The sequence below is a fragment of the Kitasatospora sp. NPDC005856 genome (assembly GCF_040629945.1).
GTDB lineage: Bacteria > Actinomycetota > Actinomycetes > Streptomycetales > Streptomycetaceae > Kitasatospora.
On the sequence record NZ_JBEXWT010000004.1, the window covers coordinates 1 to 23,590 of the forward strand.

Here is a 23,590-nt window from a genome sequence, read left to right on the forward strand (position 1 = left end):
TGGGCCCAGATGGTGAGGCCGTCCGGGACGACGTGGCCGGTGTTGTCGACCCGGTTGCCCCCGGCCGGGGTGCTCGCCGCCGCGGCCTGGCTGGCCGTGGTCGCCCTCGCCGCCCTGCTGCTGCCCCTGCTGCCCGGCTTCGACCCGCTGCACGGGGACTTCGCCCACCCCGCCGCCGCCCCCGGCCCCGGCCACTGGCTGGGCACCGACGGCTCCGGACGGGACGTCCTGCAGCGCACCGTCGCCGGGGCCCGCGCCTCCTTCACCGTCGCCGCGCTGACCATCCTGGTCGGCCTGCTCGGCGGCGGCGTGCTCGGGCTCGCCGCCGGCTGGTTCCGCGGCCCGGTCGACAAGGTGATCGGCTTCGCGGCCGACCTGCTGATGTCCGTGCCCAGCCTGATCCTGGTGATGATCGTGGTCTCCATGCGCGGCCCCGGCCTCACCGTGATCGGGGGCCTGATCGGGCTGTTCACCGTCCCCCACTTCACCCGGGTGGTCCGCGCCGTCGTGCTCTCGCTCACCGAGCGCGGCTTCGTCCAGGCCGCCCGCATGATCGGCACCTCCCCGCTGCGCATCCTGCGCCGCGAGATCGTCCCGCACGTCGTGCCGGCCGCCCTCACCTTCGCCTTCACCGCCACCACCGTCGCCATCGTCGCCGAGGGCTCGCTCAGCTTCCTCGGCTTCGGGCTGCGCCCGCCGGAGCCCTCCTGGGGCGGCATCATCGCCGAGGGCCGCACCACCCTCGGCAGCGCGCCGTGGATCTCGCTGGCGCCTGTGGCGGTGCTCTGCCTGACCGTCCTGGCCCTCAACTACCTCGGGGAGCACCTGCGTTCGGGTGGTCCCGGCGCTGCGAAGCCCGCCACCGAGAAGCCCCGCGCCGAGAAGCCCGCCACCGAGAAGCCCGTTGCCACGAAGGGAGCGCGCGGATGACCTCCGCCCCCGTCCTCGACGTCCGCTCGCTGGACACCGTCCTGCACACCCCCGACGGGCGGACCCTGCACGTCCTGCACGGCGTCGGCCTCACCATCGCGGCCGGCGAGTGCCTCGGCGTGGTCGGCGAGTCCGGCTCCGGCAAGTCCGTGCTCGCCCGTACCGTCCTCGGCGTCGAATCGCGCACCACCAGGACCGTCGCCACCGGCTCCGGCAAGAGCAGCATCGCCAAGGCCCTGCTGCGGCTGCCCCCGCCCACCACCGGCACCGTCACCCTCGACGGCACCGACCTCGCCACGCTCTCCCCGCGCGCCCTGCGGGCCGTCCGGCCCCGGCTCCAGATGGTCTTCCAGGACCCGCTCTCCTCACTCAACCCGCGCCGACGGGTCCGCGACCTCGTCGCCGAACCCCTCGACGCCCACCCCGACCCGGGCCGCGACCGCGAGGAGGTCGCCACCCGGCAGCTGGAGGCCGTCGGCCTGCCGCCGGACCGCGCGTGCTGATCGCCGACGAGGCGGTCTCCGCCCTCGACGTCTCGGCCCAGGCCACCGTGCTCAACCTGCTGCGCGGGCTCACCGAGGAACGCGGACTGGCCGGCCTCTTCATCTCCCACGACCTCGGCGTGGTCCGGGCGGTGAGCGACGAGGTGGCCGTGCTCCAGCTCGGCCGCATCTGCGAGCGCGGCCCCACCGAGGCCGTCCTCGCCGCCCCGGCCCACCCGTACACGGCCGCCCTGCTCGCCGCCGTGCCCGAACCCGGCCGTCCGCTGCGCGACACCGGCCTGCTCCCCGCCGACCCGCCGTCCCCGCTCGCCCCGCCCAGCGGCTGCCGCTTCCGCACCCGCTGCCCCCTGGCGGACGGCCGCTGCGCCACCGAGGAGCCCCGCCCGCGGGAAGTGGCGCCGGGCCGCACGGTGGCCTGCCACCGCCCGCTGGTCGGCGCCGCGGCGGAGGCCTGACCAGCCGGAGGCGCGGCCCGAGCGGACGGGCCGCCGGGGCCGAGAGCTCGGACGGGCGGACGGAACGCCACGCCCGTCCGGGCACACGGCCCGACCGGGCCGGACAGCACGCGGCCCCGGCCGGGAGCCCACTTCCCGGCCGGGGCCGCCCGGCCACCGGCCGACGCCGCGACGCAGGCCTGGGTATCAAACTGCCGGACGTTGGTGACACGTGGATCTCCGACTACGACAACTCCTCGTCGCGGCGACCCACCGCCCCGACACGACTCTGCCGGGAGCCCCTGATGCATCGCGCACATCCACACCGCCGGCGCCGCTCAACCCGTGACCTCAGGAAGGCGCAGCGCTGAAGAAGCCGGTGTTGAGATACCCCGGGGGCTTCGAATACCCGAGCTCACCGCACTGGTTGGCCGGGGTGCCGACAAGAACAGACGCAGCATTCCCGCTCATGGAACCCAGCCCACTGCCCACCGGCGCCTGGGCACGGCTGCTACCGGAGTTGGCGCACGTGTTGTCGCTTGCCGAGTTGCCGAATCCGATGATGCTGGTCGCGGCGGCCGGCGAAGCTCCCGCCAAGACCGCACCCACGGACACCACCACGAAGCACGCTACTGCCGCCTGACGACCCATCATGCCTGACCAACGACTTCACGGCCGTACGGTCACACACCATCGAGGCGCATACGACATGCTCTTGCCACCGCCACGGTCGGCGGCGTGCTGCTACCGGTGGGTGGACTGGCGACACCGAGCAGGGCGGCAACACACCGATTTCGGACCAGGGACCGTGTGACGCCGCCACCTGTGTGTACGTGCCGTTCAAGCGCGGTGAGGCGGGGCCCGCGACGCGAGCGATCGTGCCGCGGGCCGGGCGGGGCGGGCGCCGGATCAGGGCCGGAGCGGTCGAGGTTGGGCCGGGCCCGGATCAGGCCTGGTCGGTGGAGACGGCCAGCAGTCTGGTCACCGAGCCGTCGTCCCCGGGGACGTCGCGCAGGTGCCGGAAGCCGAGCCGGCGGCACATCGTCAGGCTCGGGGTGTTCTCCGCGCCGACCATGCCGTAGACCTCCTTGAGCCCCAGCTCGTCGCCGGCGTAGCGGATCAGCCCGCGCACCACCTCGCCGCCCAGGCCCCGGCCCCAGTACTCGGGGGCCAGCGCGGTGACCAGCTCGTGGCCGTCGACGTTCCCGGCGCGCTTGACCTCGGCGTGGCCCGCGTACGACCCGTCCAGCCACAGGCCCCAGACGTCGAAGAGGTTCTGCGGGTAGACGTCGCTCAGGATCGCGCGGAACAGGTTGCGGATGTCCGGCTCGGGCACGAGGTCCTGGCCCATCCAGCGGCACACGTCCTCGTTGCGCAGCAGGGAGACGAAGGCGTCCTCGTCCTCGGTCCGGTAGGGGATGAACTCCAGGTGCTCGGTGCGCAGCGGAGGGGTCATGCGGCTCTCCTCGGGGTCGTGGTGGTTCGGTGGTGCGGTGGCCGGGACGGGGCCGCTCGGCGCGGGCGCGACCGGTGGCCCCGTCCCCGCGGCCGGTCAGGCGCCGGCGCTCTCCATGCGCTCGCGCAGGCTCTTGGGACGCATGTCGGTCCACACCTCGTCGACGTAGGCGGTGCACTCGGCCTCGGTGCCCTCGGTGCCGACGGGCTGCCAGCCGGCCGGGACGTCGAGGTCGGCCGGCCAGAGGGAGTACTGCTCCTCGTCGTTGCGCAGCACCTGGTAGCGGGTGTTCTCGTCCATGTCGGGCTCCTCTGTCGCTGAACTGACGGGTGTCGGTGGTGGTGTTCGGTCAGTGGCTTTCCCGGGCGTGCCGGGCGATCCGCCGCAGGGCTTCGGCGAAGTCCTCGGCCGCCCGGCGGACGGCGCCGGTGTCGTGGACGGCGGGGCGGTGGTGCCAGGTGAAGGCGAGGCGGCCGTGCTGGGCGGCGCCGACGACCTCCAGCGGATGGGAGCCGCCGTCCCGGGGGTCGTGGTCCTGGCCGAAGGAGCCGAGTTCGGCGCGGACCAGGCCGTCGCCTCCGGTCTCGGGCCGGGCGTCCCACTGGCCGAGGTAGTTGAAGACCACCTGGCCGTTCCCGCCGGCGGCGAGGCGCTCGCGGACCTCGGGGCTGCCGAAGGTCCGCAGGGCGCCGAAGCCGAGGCCGTTGCCGGGCACCGCGCGCAGCTGGCGGCGGACGGACTTCACCAGGGCCCGCCAGTCGCGCTCCGGGCCGAGGTCGGCGGGGTCGGGGACATGGAAGGTGACGGGGTGGACGGTGGTGAACCAGCCGACCGTACGGGACAGGTCGACGCCCTCCAGCAGGTCCTCCCGGCCGTGTCCCTCCAGGTCGAGGGCGATCCGCTGCTGTCCGCTCCAGCGGGCCAGGGCCAGGGCGAGCGCGGCCAGCAGCACGTCGTTGACCCGGGTGCGGTAGGCGGCGGGGGCGGCGCGCAGCAGGGCCTCGGTGTCCGCCTCGTCGAGTTCGACGGCGACCGCCGCACTCCCGTCGTCGCCGGGGTCGGCCGGGCCGCCGGGCAGGACCGTCCGGGCGTTCACCGCCTCCTCCCAGTACGGGAGTTCGTGGTCCAGGCCGCCCTCGGCGACATGGGCGGCGAGCCGGTGCGCCCAGTCCCGGAAGGAGGTGCCGCGCTCCCCCAGGGTGATCTCCCCGCCCCGGAGGGCCTGTCGGTGGGCGCTCTCCAGGTCGTCGCGCAGCACCCGCCAGGAGACGGCGTCGACGACCAGGTGGTGGGCGACCAGGAGCAGCAGCGCGGGGTGGTCCGGGTGGCCGGTGAACAGGGCGGCTCGCAGCAGCGGGCCGCGGGCCAGGTCGAAGCCGGCGTGGAGTTCGTCGGCGGCCTTGGCCATGGCCGCGTCGGCGGCCTCGGCGCTCTGCCCGGTCAGGTCGTACCGGGCGAGGAGGTCCTCGGCGGGGGCGGGCGGCGGGTTGAACTGGTGCCAGCCGGCCTCGTCGTGGGTGAAGCGCATGCGCAGCGCGTCGTGGTGCTCCAGCAGGGCGTCGAGGGCGGCGCTCAGCGCCTGCGGGTCGGGGTCGGCGCCGAGTTCGAGCAGGGTGGACTGGTTGAAGTGGTGGTGGGCGGCGCGCGGGGTGGTCAGGAACCACTCCTGGATGGGGGTGAGCGGCACGTCGCCGGTCACCGGGCCGTCGTCCGGGCCATCGGTGGCGGTGCGGACGACGGTGGCGAGTTCGGCCACGGTCTGGTGGCTGAACAGGTCCCGGGTGGCCAGGTGGAGGCCGTCGCGGCGCAGCCGGGACACCACCTGCATGCTGAGGATGGAGTCGCCGCCGAGCAGGAAGAAGTTGTCATCGGCGCCGACCTCGTCGAGGCCGAGGACGTCGGCCCAGATCCGGGCGATCCGGCGCTCGAGGTCGGTTTCCGGCGCCCGGCCCTGGCCGGCCGTGGCGTGGGCGGGGTCGGGGTCGGGCAGGGCCCGCCGGTCGAGTTTGCCGTTGGGGGTGAGCGGCAGGCGCTCCAGCGGGACGAAGGCCGCGGGGACGAGGTGCGGTGGCAGCGACTCGGCGAGGTGGAGCCGCAGTTCGAGGGCGGGTGCGCCGGCGGCGGCGTCGGCCGGGACGACGTAGCCGACCAGCCGGCCGCCGCCGGGGCCGTCGGCGCGGACGGTGACGGCGGCGTCGCGCACCAGGGGGCTGCGGCGCAGGGCGCTCTCGATCTCGCCCGGTTCGATCCGGAAGCCGCGCAGCTTGATCTGCTCGTCGGCGCGTCCGGCGAACCGCAGTTGGCCGTCGGCGTCGCGGCGGGCGAGGTCGCCGGTGCGGTACATCCTCTCGCCCTGGGCGCCGTACGGGTCGGGCAGGAAGCGCTGGGCGGTGAGGCCCGGGCGGCCGAGGTAGCCGCGGGCGAGGCCGGGGCCGGCCAGGTAGAGCTCCCCGGTGACACCGGGCGGCACCGGCCGCAGGGCGGTGTCCAGGACGTACGCGCGGGTGGCGCCGCTGGGGCGGCCGATGGCGGGGCTGCCGGTGCCGGGGGCGAGCGGGCCGGTCCAGCTGGCGACCACGGTGGCCTCGGTGGGGCCGTAGGAGTTGATCATCCGTCGGCCCGGGGCCCAGGTGTCGACCAGGTCGGCCGGGCAGGCCTCGGCGCCGACCACCAGGGTGCGCAGTTCTGGCAGGGCGGCGGCGGTCTCCGGGTCCATGGTGGCCAGGGCGGCCGGGGGGATCAGGGTGTGGCTGATCCGGCGTGCGGCGAGCACCTCGGCGAGCCGTTCGCCGACCAGCGGCCCCTCCTCCCCGGTGACCAGGGCGGCCCCGGAGAGCAGGGAGATGCACAGTTCCAGCACGGAGGCGTCGAAGCTGGGCGAGGCGAACTGGAGCACCCGGTCGCCGGGGCCGACGGCGTACTGCTCGGCCGCTGCCGCGGCGAAGACGGCGAGGCCGGCGTGGGTCACCAGGACGCCCTTGGGGGTGCCGGTGGAGCCGGAGGTGTAGATGACGTAGGCCGGGTGGGCGGGGGTGAGGGCGGTGGTGCGGTCGGCGTCGGTGGGCGCGGTGTCCGGCCCTTCGGCGGCCCAGACCCGGGCCGGGTCGTCGAGCACCAGGTGGGCGCCGGCGTCGCGGACCATGAACTCCCGCCGGGGCGCCGGGTAGTCCGGGTCGACCGGGAGGAAGGCGCCGCCGGCCTTGGCGACGGCGAGCTGGGCGACCACCATGGCCGCCGAGCGGGGCAGTGCGAGGGCGACCAGCCGCTCGGGCCCGACCCCGCGCCCGATGAGCCGGTGGGCCAGCCGGTTGGCGGCGCGGTCCAGTTCGGCGTAGGAGAGTTCCCGCTCGCCGTCGAGCAGGGCCGGTGCGTCGGGGGTGGCGGCGGCCCGGCGCTCGAACAGTTCGGGCAGGGTCGCCTCGGGCACCGGGCGGAAGGTGCCGCCCGGCTCGGCGGGCGGCGTGTCCGGGCCGGCCAGCGGCAGTGCGCCGACGGCGCGGGAGGGGTCCTGGGCGACGGCGGTCAGCAGGGTGGCGAGCTGGTCGGCCATCCGCTGGACGGTGGCCGCGTCGAACAGGTCGGTGTCGTACGTGAACAGGCCGTGCAGCGCGCCGCTCGCGGTCTCGACGAATTCCAGCGCCAGCTCGAAGGCCGTCCGTACGGCGTCCGGCTCGATGCCGGTCACGTCGAGGCCCGGCAGGTCGAGTTCGGCGGACGGAGCGTTCTGGAGCACCACGTGGACCTGGAACAGCGGGGTGCGGCTGGTGTCGCGCACCGGCTGGACCTCGTCGACGACCTTCTCGAAGGGCACGTCCTGGTGGGCGAAGGCGTCGAGGACGGTCTGCCGCACCTCGCCGAGGAGGGCGTCGAAGGACTGGCCGGGTTCCACCCGGGAGCGCAGCACCAGGGTGTTGACGAAGAATCCGACCAGCTGCTGGATCTCGGGCCGGTGCCGGCCGGAGGTGATCGTGCCGACGGTGATGTCGGTGTCCCCGCAGATCCGGGCCAGGTAGGCCTGGGCCGCGGCGACCAGGGTGGTGAACAGCGTGGCGCCGCGTTCCCGGCCGACCTCGGCGAGCCGTCGGGCGGTGTCGGCGGGCAGCTCCAGCCGGACGGTGGCGGCGTTGGCGGCGTTGGCGGTGCGCACCGCGGGCCGGGGCCGGTCGGTGGGCAGCCGCGGCGGTACCACGCCGGTCAGTCGGCGCTTCCAGTAGGCGAGCTGTTCCCCGGTGGGGGCCCCTGCGGTGCGCTGCCAGTGGGCGTAGTCGGCGTACTGCACCGGCAGTGGCGCCAAGTCGGCTTCCCCGGAGCCGATTTCGGCACGGTAGAGGTGGGCCAGGTCGGTGAGCAGCACGCCGGTGGACCAGCCGTCGGTGACCATGTGGTGCAGGGACAGCGCCAGCACGTGGTCGTGCTCGGCCAGCCGGGCCAGGGTGGCGCGCAGCAGCGGTCCGCGGCGCAGGTCGAAGGGGCGGGCGCGGTCGCCGGCGAGCAGTTCGCGCAGCGCCTGCGGCTTGTCGTCGGCGGGCCGTTCGGAGAGGTCGTGCAGGGTCAGCGGCACGACGTGCGGCGGGTGGACCAGCTGGACGCCGTGGCCGTCGACGCTCTCGAAGGTGGTGCGCAGCGACTCGTGCCGCGCCGTCAGGGCGTCCAGGGCCGCCCCGAGGGCGCCGGGGTCGAGGGCGCCGCGCAGCCGCAGCACGATCGCGACGTTCTCGGCGACGCCGGGCGTGAACTCCTCCAGGAACCAGAGGCGCTGCTGGGCGTGGGACATCGGGGCGGCGCCCTCGCGGGGCACCGGGACGACGGGCGGGCGGGCCGGGGTGTCGGGCTCCTCGGTGAGCAGCCGGGCCAGGCCGGCCGGGGTGGGGTGGTCGAAGACCGCGCGGGGGCCGAGCTCGGTGCCGAAGGACTCGGCGAGGCGGGCGGCGAGCCGGATGCTGAGGATGGAGTCACCGCCGAGCTGGAAGAAGTCCTCGTCGGTGCCGGGCGGGCGGATGCCCAGGACGTCGGCGAAGACCTCGGCGGTGCGGCGTTCGGCGTCGGTGCGCGGTTCGACCCGCACGCGCCGCCCACCGCCGGGCTCCTGCTCCGGGGCGGGCAGGGCGGAGCGGTCGACCTTGCCGTTGCGGCTGAGCGGGAGGGCGGCGAGCGGGACGATCGCGGCCGGCACGAGGTAGTCGGGCAGGGTGCGGGCGGCGAAGGCCCGCAGCTCCTCGGGGTCGACGGCGCCCTCGGCGCCGACGGCGTAGGCGACCAGCCGGCGGGCGCCGGGCCGGTCCTCACGGACGACCACGGCGACGTCGGCGACCTCCGGGTGGGCGGCGAGCGCGGACTCCACCTCGGCGGGCTCGACCCGGAAGCCGCGGATCTTCACCTGGTCGTCGGCGCGGCCGAGGAACTCCACCGTGCCGTCGGCGCGGCGCCGGGCGAGGTCCCCGGTGCGGTACATCCGGGCGCCGGGCGGGCCGGAGGGGTCGGCGAGGAAGCGGGCGGCCGTCGCACCGGGGCGGCCCAGGTAGCCGCGGGCCAGGCCCTCCCCGGCCAGGTACAGCTCGCCCGCGCAGCCCGGCGGGACGGGCCGCAGCCGGGCGTCCAGGACGTGCGCCCGCCGGTCGTCCAGCGGGCGGCCGATCGGGACGGTGTCGGGTACGGCCGCGGCGTCCGCGAGGGCGTGGGCGGTGGCGAAGGTGGTGGTCTCGGTGGGCCCGTAGCCGTCCACCACGGTCAGCCCGGGGCAGGCGGCCAGGACGCGGCGCACGGCGGCGGCGGGCACCACGTCCCCGCCGGTCCACAGGGCGCGCAGTCCGGCGAAGCAGTCCGGCGCGTCCTGGGCGAGCAGCCGGAACAGCCCGGCGGTGAGCCACAGGGCCGTCGGCCCGTCCGGTCCGGCGAGCCGGCGCATCAGCGTGGCGTCCACCGGGCCCTCGGGGGCGACGAGCACGCAGCCGCCGTTGAGCAGCGGCGCCCACACCTCGAAGGTGGCGGCGTCGAAGGCGACCGGCGAGTGCAGCAGCACCCGGGCGCAGCTGCCGTCGGCGAAGCGGCTGTCGGTGGCGAGCGAGGCCACGTCGCGGTGCCGGACGGCGACGGCCTTGGGCTCGCCGGTGGAGCCGGAGGTGTACATCACGTACGCCAGCCGGTCGGGGTCGGCGGGCGGCAGCGCTCCCGTCGCACCGTCACGTGCGGCCGCGACCTGCTCGGCGGTGAGGGTGCGGTCGGCGCCGGCCCGGTCGAGCAGGGCGCGGCGGCGTTCCTCGGGGGCGCGCAGGTCCACGGGCAGGTAGGCACCGCCCGCCTTGAGGACGGCCAGCTGGGCGACGACGAGTTCGGCGCCGCGGTCCATCGCCAGCGCCACCCGGCCCTCGGGGGCCAGGCCGTCGGCGAGCAGCCGGGCGGCCAGTCGGTCGGACCAGTCGTCGAGCCCGAGGTACGTCAGCTCCTGCCCGCCGTCGCGCACGGCGGGGGCGTCGGGGGTGCGGCCGACCTGCTCGGCGAAGATCCGCAGCGGGCTGCGCGGCACCGGCGGGCGGGCGGTGGTGTGCCAGGAGGCCAGCAGCTCGCGATCGGCGGCGGTGAGCGGGTCCAGGGCGGCGAGGTCGCCGTCCAGACCGTCGGCGAGGGCGGTCAGCAGCAGGGCGAGGCGGTCGGCGGCGTCCCGGACGGTCCGTTCGTCGAACAGCGCGGGGTCGTACGCCAGGTCGAAGGCGAGCTGTCCGCTCAGGTGGGCGCGCAGGCACCAGGGGAAGGTGGTGGCGTCGTCGGCGCGCACCTCGACCACCCGCACGCCGGTGCGGTCCGCGGCCGACTCGTCGACGGGGTAGTTCTCGAACACCACCATGCTGTCGAACAGCGGCTCCCCGGCGGACAGTTCGCTCAGGCCCTGGATCCGGGGCAGCGCCAGGTGGTCGTGCCGGCGGCCGTCGCTCTGCCGGTCCTGGAGGTCCCGCAGCCAGGGCCGCACGCCGCCGGAGGGCAGCTCGACCCGGCACGGCACGGTGTTGATGAACAGGCCGATCATCGTCTCCACGCCGGGCAGTTCGGCCGGCCGCCCGGAGACGGTGGTGCCGAAGACCACGTCCTCGGTGCCGCCGTAACGGGCGAGCAGCAGCGCCCAGGCGCCCTCGACCACGGTGTTGACGGTCAGCCCGGCCGCGGCGGCGTTCTCCCGCAGCCGCGCGGAGAGCGCCTCGTCGAGGACGCGGTGGACGGCGGCGGTGGCCCGGGCCCGGTGCGCGCCGGCGGGCCGGCGGTCGTAGGGCAGCGCGGTCCGGTCGGTGAACCCGGCCAGGGCGCCGCTCCAGTGGTCCTCGGCGGCCTGCTCGTCCTGTTCGCGCAGCCAGGCCAGGAAGTCCGCGAAGGGGCGGCGGACCGGGCGGGGCGCCTGCGGGCCGCCGGTCAGCGCGGCGTACTCCTCGCACACCTCGGTGAGCAGCTGTCCGGTGCTCCAGCCGTCCAGGATCACGTGGTGGGTGGACCAGAGCAGCAACACCTCCTCGCCGGGCAGCGCGGCCAGGGCCAGCCGGCTGAGCGGCGCGGTGCCCAGGTCCATCCCGGCGGCCCGCTCCTCGGCGAGCAGCCGCTCGGTCTCCTCGGCGCGCTGTCCGGCCGTCAGCGTGCGCCAGTCCAGGTGGCGCACGGGCAGGGCGGCGCGGCGCGCGACCAGCTGGACGGGGTGCGGCAGGCCGCGCCAGTGCACGGAGGTGCGCAGCGCCGGGGTGCGGTCGACGACCCGCTGCCAGGCGGCGGCGAAGGCCGCCGGGTCGGCGACGCCGGCCAGCCGCACGGCGATCCGGTCCACGTAGGCGCCGTCCTGGTCGACCAGGCCGTGGAAGAGCATGCCGGACTGCAGGGGGGTGAGCGGCAGCACGTCCTCGGCCTCGCGGCCGTCCCCGACCAGGTGGTCCAGCCGCTCCTGGTCGAGGCCGGCCAGCGGGAAGTCGGACGGGGTGCGGCCGCCGGCGCCGGGGCTCGCGCAGTGCTCGGCCAGCTCGCGCAGCGCCTGGAGGGTCTGCTCGGCGAGGGCGCGGACGGTGGCCTCGCCGTAGCGGGCCGCGGGGTAGGTCCAGCCCAGTTCGAGCCGGCCGTCCTGGACCGCCCCGATGACGTCCAGCAGGTAGGGGCGGGGCTCGTCGGGGTCGGTGTCGCGCCCGGCCGGGGGCAGCGAGCCGCGCAGCAGCCCGTCCGCGGCGGTGCCGCGGGTGTCCCACTGGCCGTGGTAGTTGAAGCCGATCTGCGGCAGGGCCGCGTCGGCCGGCAGGGCGGAGGTGTGGAGGTGGCGCAGGGCGCCGTGGCTGAGTCCGCGCAGCGGGACGGCGCGCAGCTGTTCCTTGACCGAGCGCAGGGTGTCGTGCCAGCCGGCCTCGGGGTCGACGCGCAGGGCGAGCGGGAACTCGGCGGTGAACCAGCCGACGGTCCGGGAGAGGTCCTGGTCGGCGAAGAGGTCCTCGCGGCCGTGGCCCTCCACCCCGATCAGTACGGAGTCGCGGCCGCACCAGCGGGCCAGGGTGCGGCCCAGCGCGCTGAGCAGGACGTCGTTGACCTGGGTGCGGTAGACCTCCGGGACGCGCCGCAGCAGGGCCTCGGTGGTCGGCTCGTCCAGGGTGACGGTGACGGTGGCGGCGGTGCCGTGGGTGTTGGGGCTGCCGGGCCGCCCGGCGGGCAGGTCTGCCGGGGCCTCGCCGGTGCGGGTCCAGTACGCGGTGTCGCCGTCCAGGGCGCCGGAGCGGGTGTGCCGCTCCAGCCGGGTGGCCCACCGGGTGTAGGAGGTGCCCGGCTCGGGCAGCCGGACGGGTGCGCCGGTGCGGGCGGCGCGGTAGGCCGCTTCGAGGTCGGCCAGCAGGATGCGCCAGGAGACGCCGTCCACGGCCAGGTGGTGGATCGTCAGCACGAGCTGGCCCTCGCCGCGGTGCGGGCCGCCGTCGCCGGCGCCGTCGAAGAACAGGGCGCGCAGCATCCGGCCCTCGAGCGGGTCGAGGGAGCGCTGGGCCTCCTCCGCGGCCTGCTGCACCTGGGCCTCGACGGCGGCCGGGTGGCGGGTGAAGACGCCGTCCGGTGCCTGCTCCAGGACCTCCTGGTGCCAGCCCGACTCGCCGTGGCCGAAGCGGGTGCGCAGCGCCGGGTGGTGCTCCACCAGGGCGAGCACCGCGCTGCGCAGGGCCGCCGGGTCGGTGTCCGGGGCCAGCGCGAGGCGCTGGGTCATGGTGAAGCGCAGTGCCTCGCCGGGCCGGCGGCCGTCCAGGTACCAGTGCTGGATCGGGGTGAGCGGAGCCTCGGTGGGTTCGGCTTCCCCGCCGGCCGTCGCCGGATCGGACGGCTCCCCCGCGCACAGGGCGAGTTCGGCGACGTTCTGGTAGCGGAAGACGTCCTTGGTGGTGAGGGCGAGTCCGGCGGCGCGGGCCCGGGAGACGATCTGGATGCTGAGGATGGAGTCGCCGCCGAGGGCGAAGAAGTTGTCCCGGGCGCCGACCCGCTCCACGCCCAGCACCTCGGCCCAGATCGCGGCGAGCCGTTCCTCGGTGCCGGGGCGGGGGGCGACGTACGCGGTGGTGCGGTCCGGCTGGGCGGGCGGGGCGGGCAGGGCCCGCCGGTCGGTCTTGCCGCTGGTGGTGCGCGGGATGCGGGCCAGCGGGACGAAGGCGGTGGGCACCAGGTGGTCGGGCAGGGTGCGCCGCAGCCAGGCCCGCAGCTCCTCGGCGGGCGGCACCCGGTCGCCGGCCGGCACCGGGTAGCCGACCAGCAGGGTCCGGCCGCCCTGTTCACGGGCGGCGACGGCGCAGTCCGCCAGGCCCGGGTGGGTCAGCAGGGCGGCCTCCACCTCGCCGGGCTCGATCCGGAAGCCCCGGATCTTGACCTGCTCGTCGGCCCGGCCGAGGAACTCCAGCTGTCCTTCGGCGTCCCAGCGGGCGAGGTCCCCGGTGCGGTACATCCGGGTGCCGGGCGGCCCGTACGGGTCGGCGAGGAAGCGGGTGGCGGTCAGCCCGGGCCGGCCCAGGTAGCCGCGCGCGACCTGCTCGCCGGCCAGGTAGAGCTCCCCCGGCATGCCGGGCGGCACCGGGCGCAGCGCGCCGTCGAGCACGTAGGCGGTGGTGTTGCGGCCCGGCCGGCCGATCACCGGGCGCTCGGGGTGGTCCGCGCAGCGGGCGTAGGCGGAGTCGACGGTGCACTCGGTGGGCCCGTACAGGTTGTAGGTGCTGATGCCGAACTCGGCCTGTGCCGCGCACAGTTCGCGCCAGGTGGCGGCCGGGACCGCCTCGCCGCCGAGCTGCAGCAGCCGGGGGTGGTGGGCGGCGGGGCCGAGGAGTCCGGCGGCGGTGAGTTCGCGCAGGAAGGAGGGGGTGACGTTGACGACGTCGAGGCGCTGTTCGACGATCCGGGCGCAGAAGGCCTGCGGGTCCAGCCGGACGTCCTCGTCGATCAGGTGGAGCTCCTGGCCGCAGACCAGCAGCAGCGGGCCCTCCCAGCTGGTGTCGAAGGAGAGGGACGCGCTGAGGGCGACCTTCAGCCGGCTGCCGTCGGCGGTGTGCGGGACGAGCATCCCCTCCCGGTGGTCGCGGCAGAGGTTGACCAGCTGGCGGTGCTCGACGAGCACGCCCTTGGGGCGGCCGGTGGAGCCGGAGGTGTGGATCAGGTAGGCGGCGTGCCCCGGCAGCAGCGGGGCGGTCCGCTCGGCGTCGGTCAGGTCGTGGCCGGGCAGGGCCTCCCAGGGCACCTCGCGCAGGGCCTGCTCGGTCAGCACCGTCCGGGGCCGGGTGTCGTCGAGCAGCAGGGCGGCCCGCTCCTCGGGCAGGTCCGGGTCGACGAACTGGAGGACGGCGCCGGCCTTTAGCACCCCGAACAGCGCCACCAGCAGGTCGGAGGTGCGCGGCAGCCGGACCGCGACCACCTGCTCCGGGCCGGCGCCGAGGGCCGCCAGGTGGCGGGCGAGGCGGTTGGCCCGGGCGTTGAGGGTGGCGAAGTCCAGGGTGGCGTCGCGGGCGACCAGCGCGGTGGCGTCGGGGGTGCGGGCGGCCTGCTCCTCGAACAGGGCGGTGAAGGTGGTGTCGGGCCCGGGCAGCGGCTCGCCCCGGCCCTGCCGCAGCACTCGTCTCCGCTCCTGCTCGGTCATCAGCGGCAGCGCCCCGACGGCCGTTCCGGGTGCCTCGGCGACGGCCGCCAGCAGGGTGGTCAGCCGCTCGGCGAGCTGTTCGGCGGTCCGGGCGTCGAACAGTCCGGTGCTGTACTCCAGGTAGCCGGTCAGGCCGCCGTCGTGCTCGGCGAAGTCGAAGGAGAGGTCGAAGGTGGCGTTGCGGACGGGCGGGGTGACGGGTTCCACCGTCAGCCCGGGCAGCCGGGGTGCCTCGGCGCCGAGGTTGTGCAGCGCCACCATCACCTGGAACAGCGGGGTGCGGCTGGTGTCGCGCTCCGGCTGGAGGACGTCCACCAGCCGTTCGAAGGGCACCTCCTGGTGGGCCATGGCGTCCAGCACGGTGGCCTGCGCGGCGGTCAGCAGCTCGTGGAAGGCCAGGTCCGGGCGGATGTCGCCGCGCAGCACCAGGGTGTTGACGAACATGCCGACCACGTCGTGGAGTTCGCCCTGCTCGCGGCCGGAGGTGACGGTGCCGACGGCGATGTCCGTCTGCCCGGACCAGCGGGCCAGCAGCACCTGGCAGGCGGCCAGCAGGACGGTGTAGAGGGTACCGTCGGCCTCCCGGCCGCGTTCGCGCAGACGGGAGGTCAGTTCGGCGGGCAGCGTGAAGGTGACCAGCGCGCCCTCCCGGGTGCGCACCGCCGGGCGCGGCCGGTCGGTGGGCAGCTCCAGCGGGGCGAGGCCCTCCAGGGCCCGGCGCCAGTGGTCGAGGTCGGCCTCGGCGGCGGCGGTACGGGTGCGCTGCCAGGCCGCGTAGTCGCTGTACCGGACGGGCGGCACGGGAAGCCGCGGGGGCCGGCCTTCGAGGGCGGCGGCGTACAGCTCGCCGAGGTCGCGGCCCAGCACGCCCATCGACCAGCCGTCGGTGGCGATGTGGTGCACGGCCAGGGCGAGGACGTGCTCGTCGGCGGCCGTCCGGGCCAGGCGGGCGCGCAGCACCGGGCCGGCTTCGAGGTCGAAGGGGGTGGCGGCGATCCGCTCCAGATGGGCGTCCAGGTCCGCCGGCGGGACGTCCTCGCAGGGCAGTTCGACGGGGTGCGGCGGCCGCACCACCTGCCGGGCCCGGCCGTCCCGTTCGGCGTAGGTGGTCCGCAGCGCCTCGTGCCGCTCGGCCAGGGCGTCGAGGGCACCGCCCAGCGCCTCCCGGTCGAGGCTTCCGCGCAGGCGCAGCACGGACAGCGAGGTGTACTCGGTGCTGCCGGGTTCGAAGCGGTCGAGGAACCAGAGCCGCTGCTGGGCGTAGGAGAGCGGCGCCTCGGCGGCCGGGTCGGCGGCGGGGATGACGGTCCGTTCGGTGCCCGGGCCGGGTTCGCCGAGTGCCTCGGCGAGGTCGGCGAGCACGGGGTGGGTGAACAGCAGCCGGGGCGAGAGGTCGGCGGAGCCGAAGGCGGCGCGCAGCCGGGCGGTGACCCGTACGGCGAGGATGGAGTCCCCGCCGAGGGCGAAGAAGTCGTCCTCGGCACCGATCTCCCCGGTGTCCAGGACCTCCGTCCAGGCCTCGGCGACCAGGCGCTCGGCGGGGGTGCGGGGAGCGGTGCGCTCGCGCCCGGCGGCGAAGCCGTCCGGGCCCGGCATCGGCAGGGCGCGCCGGTCGAGCTTGCCGTTGGGGGTGAGCGGCAGGGCGGCCAGCGGGACGTAGGCGGCGGGCACCAGGTAGGCGGGCAGCAGCCGTTCCAGGTGGGCGCGCAGGTCGGCGGCGCTCGGGGGCGCCTGCGGGTCGTCGCCGACGACGTGGGCGACCAGCCGGCGGGTTCCGGCCGCGTCCTGGTAGACGCCGACGGTGGCCAGGCCCACGCCCGGGTGGGTCTGGAGGGCGGCCTCGATCTCGCCGGGTTCGATCCGGTAGCCGCGGATCTTGACCTGCTGGTCGGCGCGGCCCAGGTAGCGCAGGGTGCCGTCGGCCTGCCAGCGGGCCCGGTCGCCGGTGCGGTACATCCGGGTGCCGGGGGCGCCGAACGGGTCGGCGAGGAAGCGGGTGGCGGTCAGGCCGGGCCGGTTGAGGTAGCCGCGGGCCAGTCCCTCGCCCGCCACGTACAGTTCGCCGACCGCGCCCGGGGGCACCGGGGCCAGGTCGTCGTCGAGCACGTACAACCGCAGGTCGGCGATGCCGGTGCCGATCGGGCCGGGGCCGCCGGCGGTGGCGGTGGCGCGGTCCAGGGCGGTGTGGGTGACGTGCACCGTGGTCTCGGTGATGCCGTACATGTTCACCAGGCGCGGCGCGTCCTCGGGGTGGCGCCCGTACCAGTCCGCGAGCCGGGTGACGTCCAGCGCCTCGCCGCCGAAGACCACCGTGCGCAGCGCCAACCGGGCGGAGACGTCCGGGTGCTGGGCGTCGGCGCGGGCCAGCTGGTGGAAGGCGGACGGGGTCTGGTTGAGGACGGTGACCTGCTCGTCGGCGAGCAGCCGCAGGAAGTCCTCCGGGGAGCGGGCGGTGTCCTCGGGCACCACCACCAGCCGGCCGCCGTGCAGCAGCGGGCCCCACAGCTCCCAGACCGAGAAGTCGAAGGTGTAGGAGTGGAAGAGCGTCCAGACGTCCTCGGTGCCGAAGCCGAACAGCTCCCGGGTCTGCTCGAACAGCCGCACCACGTTGGCGTGCGGCACCACGACGCCCTTGGGGCGGCCGGTGGAGCCGGAGGTGTAGATGGCGTAGGCCGGGCTGTCGGGCAGCGGTCGGTGGCCGGAGCCTCCCCCGGAGCCTCCCCCGGTGCCTCTCCCGCCGCCCAGCGGTCCGGCCGGTCGCCGGGCCAGGTCGGCGCGCACCCCGGGGTCGGCCAGGACGAGGACGGGGAGGTCGACGCCGGTCGGCTCCTGCGGGGCCGCCAGGGTCACCAGGGCCACCGGGGCGGCGTCGCGCAGCAGTTCGGCTCGGCGCTCGGCGGGCAGGTTCGGGTCGAGCGGCAGGTAGGCCGCGCCGGTCTTGAGGACGGCGAGGACGGCCACCACCAGCTCGGCGGTACGGGGCAGCGCGAGGGCGACGTACCGCTCGGGGCCGGCGCCGAACTCGGCCAGCCGGTGGGCGAGCCGGTCCGCCCGGGCGTCCAGCCCGGCGTAGTCGAGGTGCTCCCCGCCGCAGGTCACGGCCACGGCGCCCGGGGTGCGGGCGGCCTGCTCCTCGAAGAGCTCGACCAGGTTGCGCCCGGGCCGGCCCTGGGCGGTGCCGTTCCAGTCGACCAGCAGCCGGCGCCGCTCCTCGGCGGTGGTCCAGGCCAGCGCGCGCAGCGGGCGGTCCAGTCCGGCGGCCAGCTCGGTGAGCAGCAGGCACAGCCGCTCGGCGAGGCCGCGCACGGTCGCGGCGTCGAACAGCTCCGGGTCATAGGCGAGGTCGAAGCCGACCTGCCCTCCCTGGTAGGCGCGCAGCACCAGCGGGAAGTTGGTGGCGTCCCGGGAGGAGACCTCGACCAGGCGCACGCCGGTGCCGGCGGCCCGGGCGTCGTCGAAGGGGTAGTTCTCGAAGGCGACGATGCTGTCGAACAGCGCGCTGCCGGACGGGACGTCGCTGAAGCCGGTGAGTTCGGCGAGCGAGACCGCCGAGTGCCGACGGGCCTCGGCCTGGTCGTCCTGGAGTTCCCGCAGCCAGTCGGCGGCGGTGCGGGCGCCGTCCACCCGGACGCGGGTGGGCAGGGTGTTGATGAACATGCCGATCATCGACTCGACGCCGGGCAGTTCCTCGGGCCGGCCGGAGACGGTGGTGCCGAACAGCACGTCCGGCTCGCCGCTGTAGCGGGACAGCAGCAGCGCCCAGGCTCCCTGCACCACGGTGCCCAGGGTCAGCCCGGCGGTGCGCGCGGTGCGGGCGAGCCGCTCGGAGGCCCGCTCGGACAGGGCGGCGCTGTGGGTGCCGGCCGAGCGGGCCCGGTGGGCCTCGCGCCGGACGCGGTCGGCGGGCAGCGGGGTGGCGGTGGCGAACCCGTCCAGGACGGAGCGCCAGTGGGCCCGGGCGGCCTCGGCGTCCTGCCCGGCGAGCCAGTGCACGTAGTCGGCGAAGGGCCGGCGCACCGCCGGGGTGGGCGCGCCGCCGGTGGTGAGCGCCGCGTACTCGGCGAACACGTCGGTGAGCACCTGGGCGAGGCTCCAGCCGTCCAGGATCAGGTGGTGGGAGGTCCACAGCAGTTGGAGCCGGGCCTCGGGCAGCCGGACCAGGGTGAGCCGGGTGAGCGGGGCGGTGGCGATGTCCAGGCCGAGGGCGAGGTCCTCGGCGCGCAGCCGGGCCAGCCGGTCGGCGCGCTCGGCCGGGTCGACGGCCCGCAGGTCCAGGTGGGTCACCGGCAGCCGGACGCCCCGGCGCACCACCTGGAGCGGGGCGGGGACGCCCTCCCAGACCACCGAGGTGCGCAGCGCGGGTGTGCGGTCGGCGACCCGCTGCCAGGCCAGGGCGAGGGCGTGCGGGTCGGTGACGCCCTCCAGCAGCAGGGCGGCCTGGTCCAGGTAGACGTCGTCCTCGCCGCCGACCAGGCGGTGGAAGAGCATGCCCTCCTGGAGCGGGGTGAGCGGCAGCAGGTCCGTCACGTCCCGGCCGTCGCCGACGAGCCGGTCCAGCGCGGTCTGGTCCAGGCCGGCCAGCGGGAAGTCGGAGGGGGTGCGGCCGCCCGCGCCGGGGCGGGCGCAGTGCTCGACGATGGAGTGCAGGGCGGTGGTCACGCCCTCGGCCAGGCGCCGGACGGTGTCGGCCCGGTGGACCACCTCGCTGTAGTGCCAGGTGAGTTCCAGCTCGCCGTCGGCGACCACGGCGGAGACGTCGAGCAGGTGGGCCGGCGGCTCGTCCGCGGCGAGGTCCCGACCCGGGGCCTGCCCGGCGGGGGCGAAGTCGCCGGCCTCGGGGGCGGTCCACTGGCCGTGGTAGTTGAAGCAGACCTGCGGCAGCGGGACGTCCCGCAGGGCGTCGGCGCCGGGGGCCGGCGAACCGAGCCGGGCGAGGGCCTCGTAGCCGAGGCCGCGGCGGGGCACGGCGCGCAGCCGCTCCTTGACCTGCTTGAGGGTGGCGGCCCAGTCGGGGGCGTCGGCGGGGCCGGCCGGGGTGAGGGTGACGGGGTACTGGGTGGTGAACCAGCCGACCGTGCGGGAGAGGTCGAGGTCCTCGAAGAGGTCCTCGCGGCCGTGGCCCTCCAGGGCGACGGTGACGCTTCCGGTGCCGGTCCAGTCGGCGAGGGCCCGGCCCAGCGCGCTGAGCAGCACGTCGTTGACCTGGGTGCGGTAGACCTCGGGGACCTTGCGCAGCAGCGCCTCGGTGGTGGCCCGGTCGAGTCTGCTGCGCAGGGTGCGCACCGAGCCGGCCGTGGGGGTGCCGGGCAGGTCGACGGGCAGCGGCGCGGCGGGGACGGCGGTCTCCGCGGTCCAGTACGGCAGGTCCCGGTCCAGGCCGCCGGAGCGGACGAGCGCGGCGAGCCGGTGGGCCCAGTCGGTGAACGCGGTGGGCTCGGGCGCGGGTTCGGGGGTGCCGCCCGCGGCGGCCCGCCGGTAGGCCTCGGGCAGGTCGGCGAGCAGCACCCGCCAGGAGACGCTGTCCACGGCGAGGTGGTGGGCGGTCAGGAACAGCTGGGGCCGGGCCCCGTCGGCGGTGCGGAACAGGACGGCGCGCAGCAGGGTGCCGGTGGCCGGGTCCAGTTCGGCGCGGGCGGCCTCGGCGGCCTCCGTCCGGTCCGTGCCCGGGTCGAGGACGGTCAGCAGCCCTCCGGCGTCCGCGACCGGCTCCTGCTGCCACCCGGCCCCGGCGCGGGTGAAGCGGGTGCGCAGCGCGGGGTGGGCGGCCACCAGGGCGGTCAGCGCCCGGGCCAGGGCCGGTTCGTCCGTCTCGTACGGCAGGTCGAGCAGCATCGACATGGTGAAGTGGGGCAGCGGGCCGTGGGCGGCCAGGAACCACTCCTGGACGGGGGTGAGCGGGGCGGGCCCCTCCTCCCCGCGCCGTTCGACGGCGGCCCGTTCGACGGCGGCCAGGTCGCCGGCGGTGCGGGCGGCGGCGGCCAGGTCGGCGACGGTCTGGTGGCGGAAGACGTCCTGGGAGCCGATCCGCAGGCCTTCGGCGCGGGCCCGGGAGACGGCCTGGATGCTCAGGATCGAGTCACCACCGAGTTCGAAGAAGTTGTCGGTGACGCCGACCCTGGGCACGCCGAGCACCTCGGCCCAGATCGCGGCGAGGGTCTCCTCCTCCGGCGTGCGCGGGGCGACGTACTCCCCCTCCCGGCCTTCCGTCTCGGGGGCGGGCAGGGCGCGGCGGTCGAGCTTGCCGCTGGTGCCGAGCGGCAGCGCGTCGAGCACGGTGAAGGAGGACGGCACCAGGTGGTCGGGCAGCACCCGGCGCAGGGCCGCGCGCAGTTCGGCGAAGGGCCGCCGGTCGGCGCCGTCGGCGAACACCAGGTAGGCGGCCAGCCGGTTCTGCCCGTGGGCGTCGGGGACGGCGACCACGGCGGCCGCGGCGACCTCCGGCAGGTCGAGCAGGGCGGCCTCGATCTCGCCGGGTTCGATCCGGTGGCCGCGCACCTTGACCTGGTCGTCGGCGCGCCCGAGGTACTCCAGGCGCCCGTCGGCGGTCCAGCGGGCGAGGTCGCCGGTGCGGTACATCCGGCTGCCGGGCGGGCCGTACGGGTCGGCGGTGAACCGGGCGGCGGTCGGCCCCGGGCGGCCGGCGTAGCCGCGGGCGACCTGCTCGCCGGCCAGGTGGAGTTCGCCGCTCACCCCGGGCGGCACCGGCTGGAGCCGCCCGTCCAGGACGTAGGCGCGGACGTTGGGCAGCGGACGGCCCACCAGGGGCCGGTCCCCGGCGTCGATCCGGCAGGCGAGCGCGTCGACGGTGCACTCGGTGGGGCCGTAGTAGTTGTAGGCGGCCACCTCGGGGCGGGCGGCGAGCTCGCGCCAGAGCCGGGGGGCGACGGCCTCGCCGCCGAGCATCAGCACCCGGGGGCGGTGGCGGGGGTCGTCGAGCAGCCCGGCGGGCAGCAGCTGGCGCAGGTAGGAGGGGGTGAGGTCGAGGAAGTCGATCCGGTGGCGCACGACGTACTCGACCAGGGCGGCCGGGTCCATCCGGGTGGTCTCGTCGACCAGGTGCAGCGGGTGGCCGTCGGCCAGCAGCAGCAGGCCCTCCAGCGAGGTGTCGAAGGAGAAGGAGGCGGTCAGCGCGACGTTCAGCGCTCCGCCGCCGGCGTCGGCGACGAAGCCGGCCCGGTGGGCGGCGAGCAGGTGGGCCAGGGCGCGGTGCGGGACGGTGACGCCCTTGGGGCGGCCGGTGGAGCCGGAGGTGTAGAGCACGTACGCGGTGGAGTCCGGGTCCGGCGGCGGGAGCGGGCCGGTGTCGCCGGGGTCGGTGTCCGCCAGGGCGCGCAGGGTCTCCTCGTCCAGCAGCAGGGCCGGGCGGGCGTCCTCCAGCAGGTAGCGCACGCGCTCCTCGGGCAGTGCCGGGTCCAGCGGCAGGTAGCCGGCGCCGGCCTTCCAGACCGCGAGGACGGCCACCACCAGCTCGGCGGTGCGCGGCAGCCGCAGCGCGACCAGCCGCTCGGGGCCCGCGCCGCGGGCGACCAGCCGGCGGGCGAGCCGTTCGGCGCGGGCGTCGAGGGTCGCGTAGTCGAGCCGCTCCTCCCCCGCGACCAGGGCCGGGGCGTGCGGGGTCAGTTCGGCCCGGCGGCGGAACAGTTCGGGGTGGGTCACGGCGTCGACGGGCAGCGCGGCACCGTTCCAGTCCCGGGTGACCCGCTCGGTCTCCCGCGCGGAGAGCAGCGGCAGGGTGGCCAGCGGGCGGTCCGGTTCGGCGACGGCGCCCTCGAGCAGCCGCAGCAGCTGGTCGGCCGTCCGGCGGGCGGTGGGGGCGTCGAAGAGGTCGGCTCGGTACTCCAGGACGCCGGTGAGCGCCTCGCCGTCCGGGACGAACTCCACGCTGAGGTCGAAGGTGGCGGCCTGCCGGGGCACGGTGACCGGGGCGGTGGCGAGCCCGTGCGGGTCGCCGGCCGCGGGCGGGGCGGGGTGCAGCAGGACCAGGACGTCGAACAGCGGGTTGCGGCCGGCCTCGCGGGGCGCGCCGACCGCCTCGACGAGCCGCTCGAAGGGCGTGTCACCGTGGGCGAGGGCGTCGTTGCCGGTCTCGGTGGCGGCCGCGAGCAGCTCGCGGAAGGAGGCGTCGGACGCCACCCGGGTGCGCAGCACCACGGTGTTGACGAAGCAGCCGACGGCCCGTTCCAGCTCGGTGCGGGTGCGGCCGGCCATCAGGGAGCCGACGGTGACGTCCTCCTGGCCGGACCAGCGGGCCAGCAGCGCCTGGGTGCCGGCCACCAGCGCGGTGTTGAGGGTGCCCTGCCGTTCGGCCGCGAGTGCGCGCAGCCGGGCGGTGAGCGGCGCGGGGACGGTGAAGGTGTGCAGGGCGCCGGGGCCGGCCTCCTCACCGCGCCGCGGGTGGTCCAGCGGCAGGTCGGGCGGCACCGCGCCGACCAGCTTCTCCTTCCAGTGGGCGAGCTGCCGCTCCAGCCGGTCGCCAGCGAGGTGCTCGCGCTGCCACACCGCGAAGTCCGGGTACTGGGCGGCGACTTCGGGCAGCTCGGGTTCGGCGCCGCGGGCCAGGGCGTCGTAGGCGGTGCACAGCTCGTCCAGGACGACGCCCATCGACCAGCCGTCGGTGACGATGTGGTGGGCGGTCAGCTGCAGCACGTGGGCGTGCGGGGCCTCGGCCACCAGCAGGGCTCGCAGCAGCGGGCCCCGCGCGAGGTCGAAGGGCCGGGAGTACTCCTGGAGCAGGATCGCGTCCAGGCTCTCGTCGTCGGACGGCGAGCGGACCGGCAGCTCCACCGGCCCGGCGGCCTGGACGGTCGGCACCGGCCGGCCGTCGTCCTCCGCGAAGGTGGTGCGCAGCGCCTCGTGGCGCGCCACCACGGCGGTCAGTGCCGCGGCGAGCGCCGTGCGGTCCAGGGCTCCGGTGAACCGCAGGGCGACGGCGCTGTTGTAGCGCGGATCGCCGGGGCGCAGCCGGTCCAGGAACCAGAGCCGCTGCTGGACGAAGGAGGGCGGCAGCGGACGGCTGCGGTCGGCGCGCGGGATGGCCCGTTCGGCCGCGGCCTGGGTGCCGCCGGCCCGGCCGGCCAGCCGCTGCCGCAGGGCCTCGCGCAGGTCGGCGGGCAGGGCGGCGGCGCGGTCTCGCTTCGAAGGCGTCGAAGGCGTCATGGTC

At 76.3% G+C, this 23,590-nt stretch carries 7 protein-coding genes; 4 read left to right on the forward strand and 3 right to left on the reverse strand.

Annotation, left to right across the window (positions count from 1 at the left end):
* The 4 genes from ABZ449_RS04485 to ABZ449_RS04500 form a co-directional block, all read left to right on the forward strand.
* On the forward strand, window positions 1-930 hold a 930-nt coding region (locus ABZ449_RS04485; protein WP_360340025.1), incomplete at its 5' end, for an ABC transporter permease.
* Window positions 927-1,433 carry an ATP-binding cassette domain-containing protein gene (locus ABZ449_RS04490; protein ID WP_360340028.1) on the forward strand — a complete coding sequence of 169 codons (507 nt, stop codon included), beginning with the start codon at window positions 927-929 and terminating at the stop codon, window positions 1,431-1,433. The genes ABZ449_RS04485 and ABZ449_RS04490, both read left to right, overlap by 4 nt.
* On the forward strand, window positions 1,427-1,888 hold the full coding sequence (locus tag ABZ449_RS04495; RefSeq protein ID WP_360340031.1) for an ABC transporter ATP-binding protein: 462 nt from the start codon (window positions 1,427-1,429) through the stop codon (window positions 1,886-1,888). The genes ABZ449_RS04490 and ABZ449_RS04495 overlap by 7 nt, the downstream gene beginning before the upstream one ends.
* 448 nt (window positions 1,889-2,336) lie before the next feature.
* Window positions 2,337-2,510 (forward strand): hypothetical protein, encoded by a 174-nt coding sequence (locus ABZ449_RS04500; RefSeq protein ID WP_360340034.1) that lies wholly within the window; start codon window positions 2,337-2,339, stop codon window positions 2,508-2,510.
* 303 nt (window positions 2,511-2,813) lie between these two features.
* Here ABZ449_RS04500 and ABZ449_RS04505 read toward each other — a convergent pair whose 3' ends face one another.
* From ABZ449_RS04505 to ABZ449_RS04515, 3 genes are all read right to left on the reverse strand, one after another.
* Window positions 2,814-3,323, reverse strand: coding sequence for a GNAT family N-acetyltransferase (locus ABZ449_RS04505; protein WP_360340037.1), 510 nt, complete (start codon window positions 3,321-3,323; stop codon window positions 2,814-2,816).
* 96 nt (window positions 3,324-3,419) lie between these two features.
* Window positions 3,420-3,623, reverse strand: a complete 204-nt coding sequence (locus ABZ449_RS04510) for an MbtH family NRPS accessory protein (RefSeq protein ID WP_360340040.1) — start codon at window positions 3,621-3,623, stop codon at window positions 3,420-3,422.
* Between the two features lie 49 nt (window positions 3,624-3,672).
* Window positions 3,673-23,586: a non-ribosomal peptide synthase/polyketide synthase gene (locus ABZ449_RS04515; protein WP_360340043.1), complete on the reverse strand. Its 19,914-nt coding sequence runs from the start codon at window positions 23,584-23,586 to the stop codon at window positions 3,673-3,675.
* Between the last annotated feature and the right edge of the window lie 4 nt (window positions 23,587-23,590).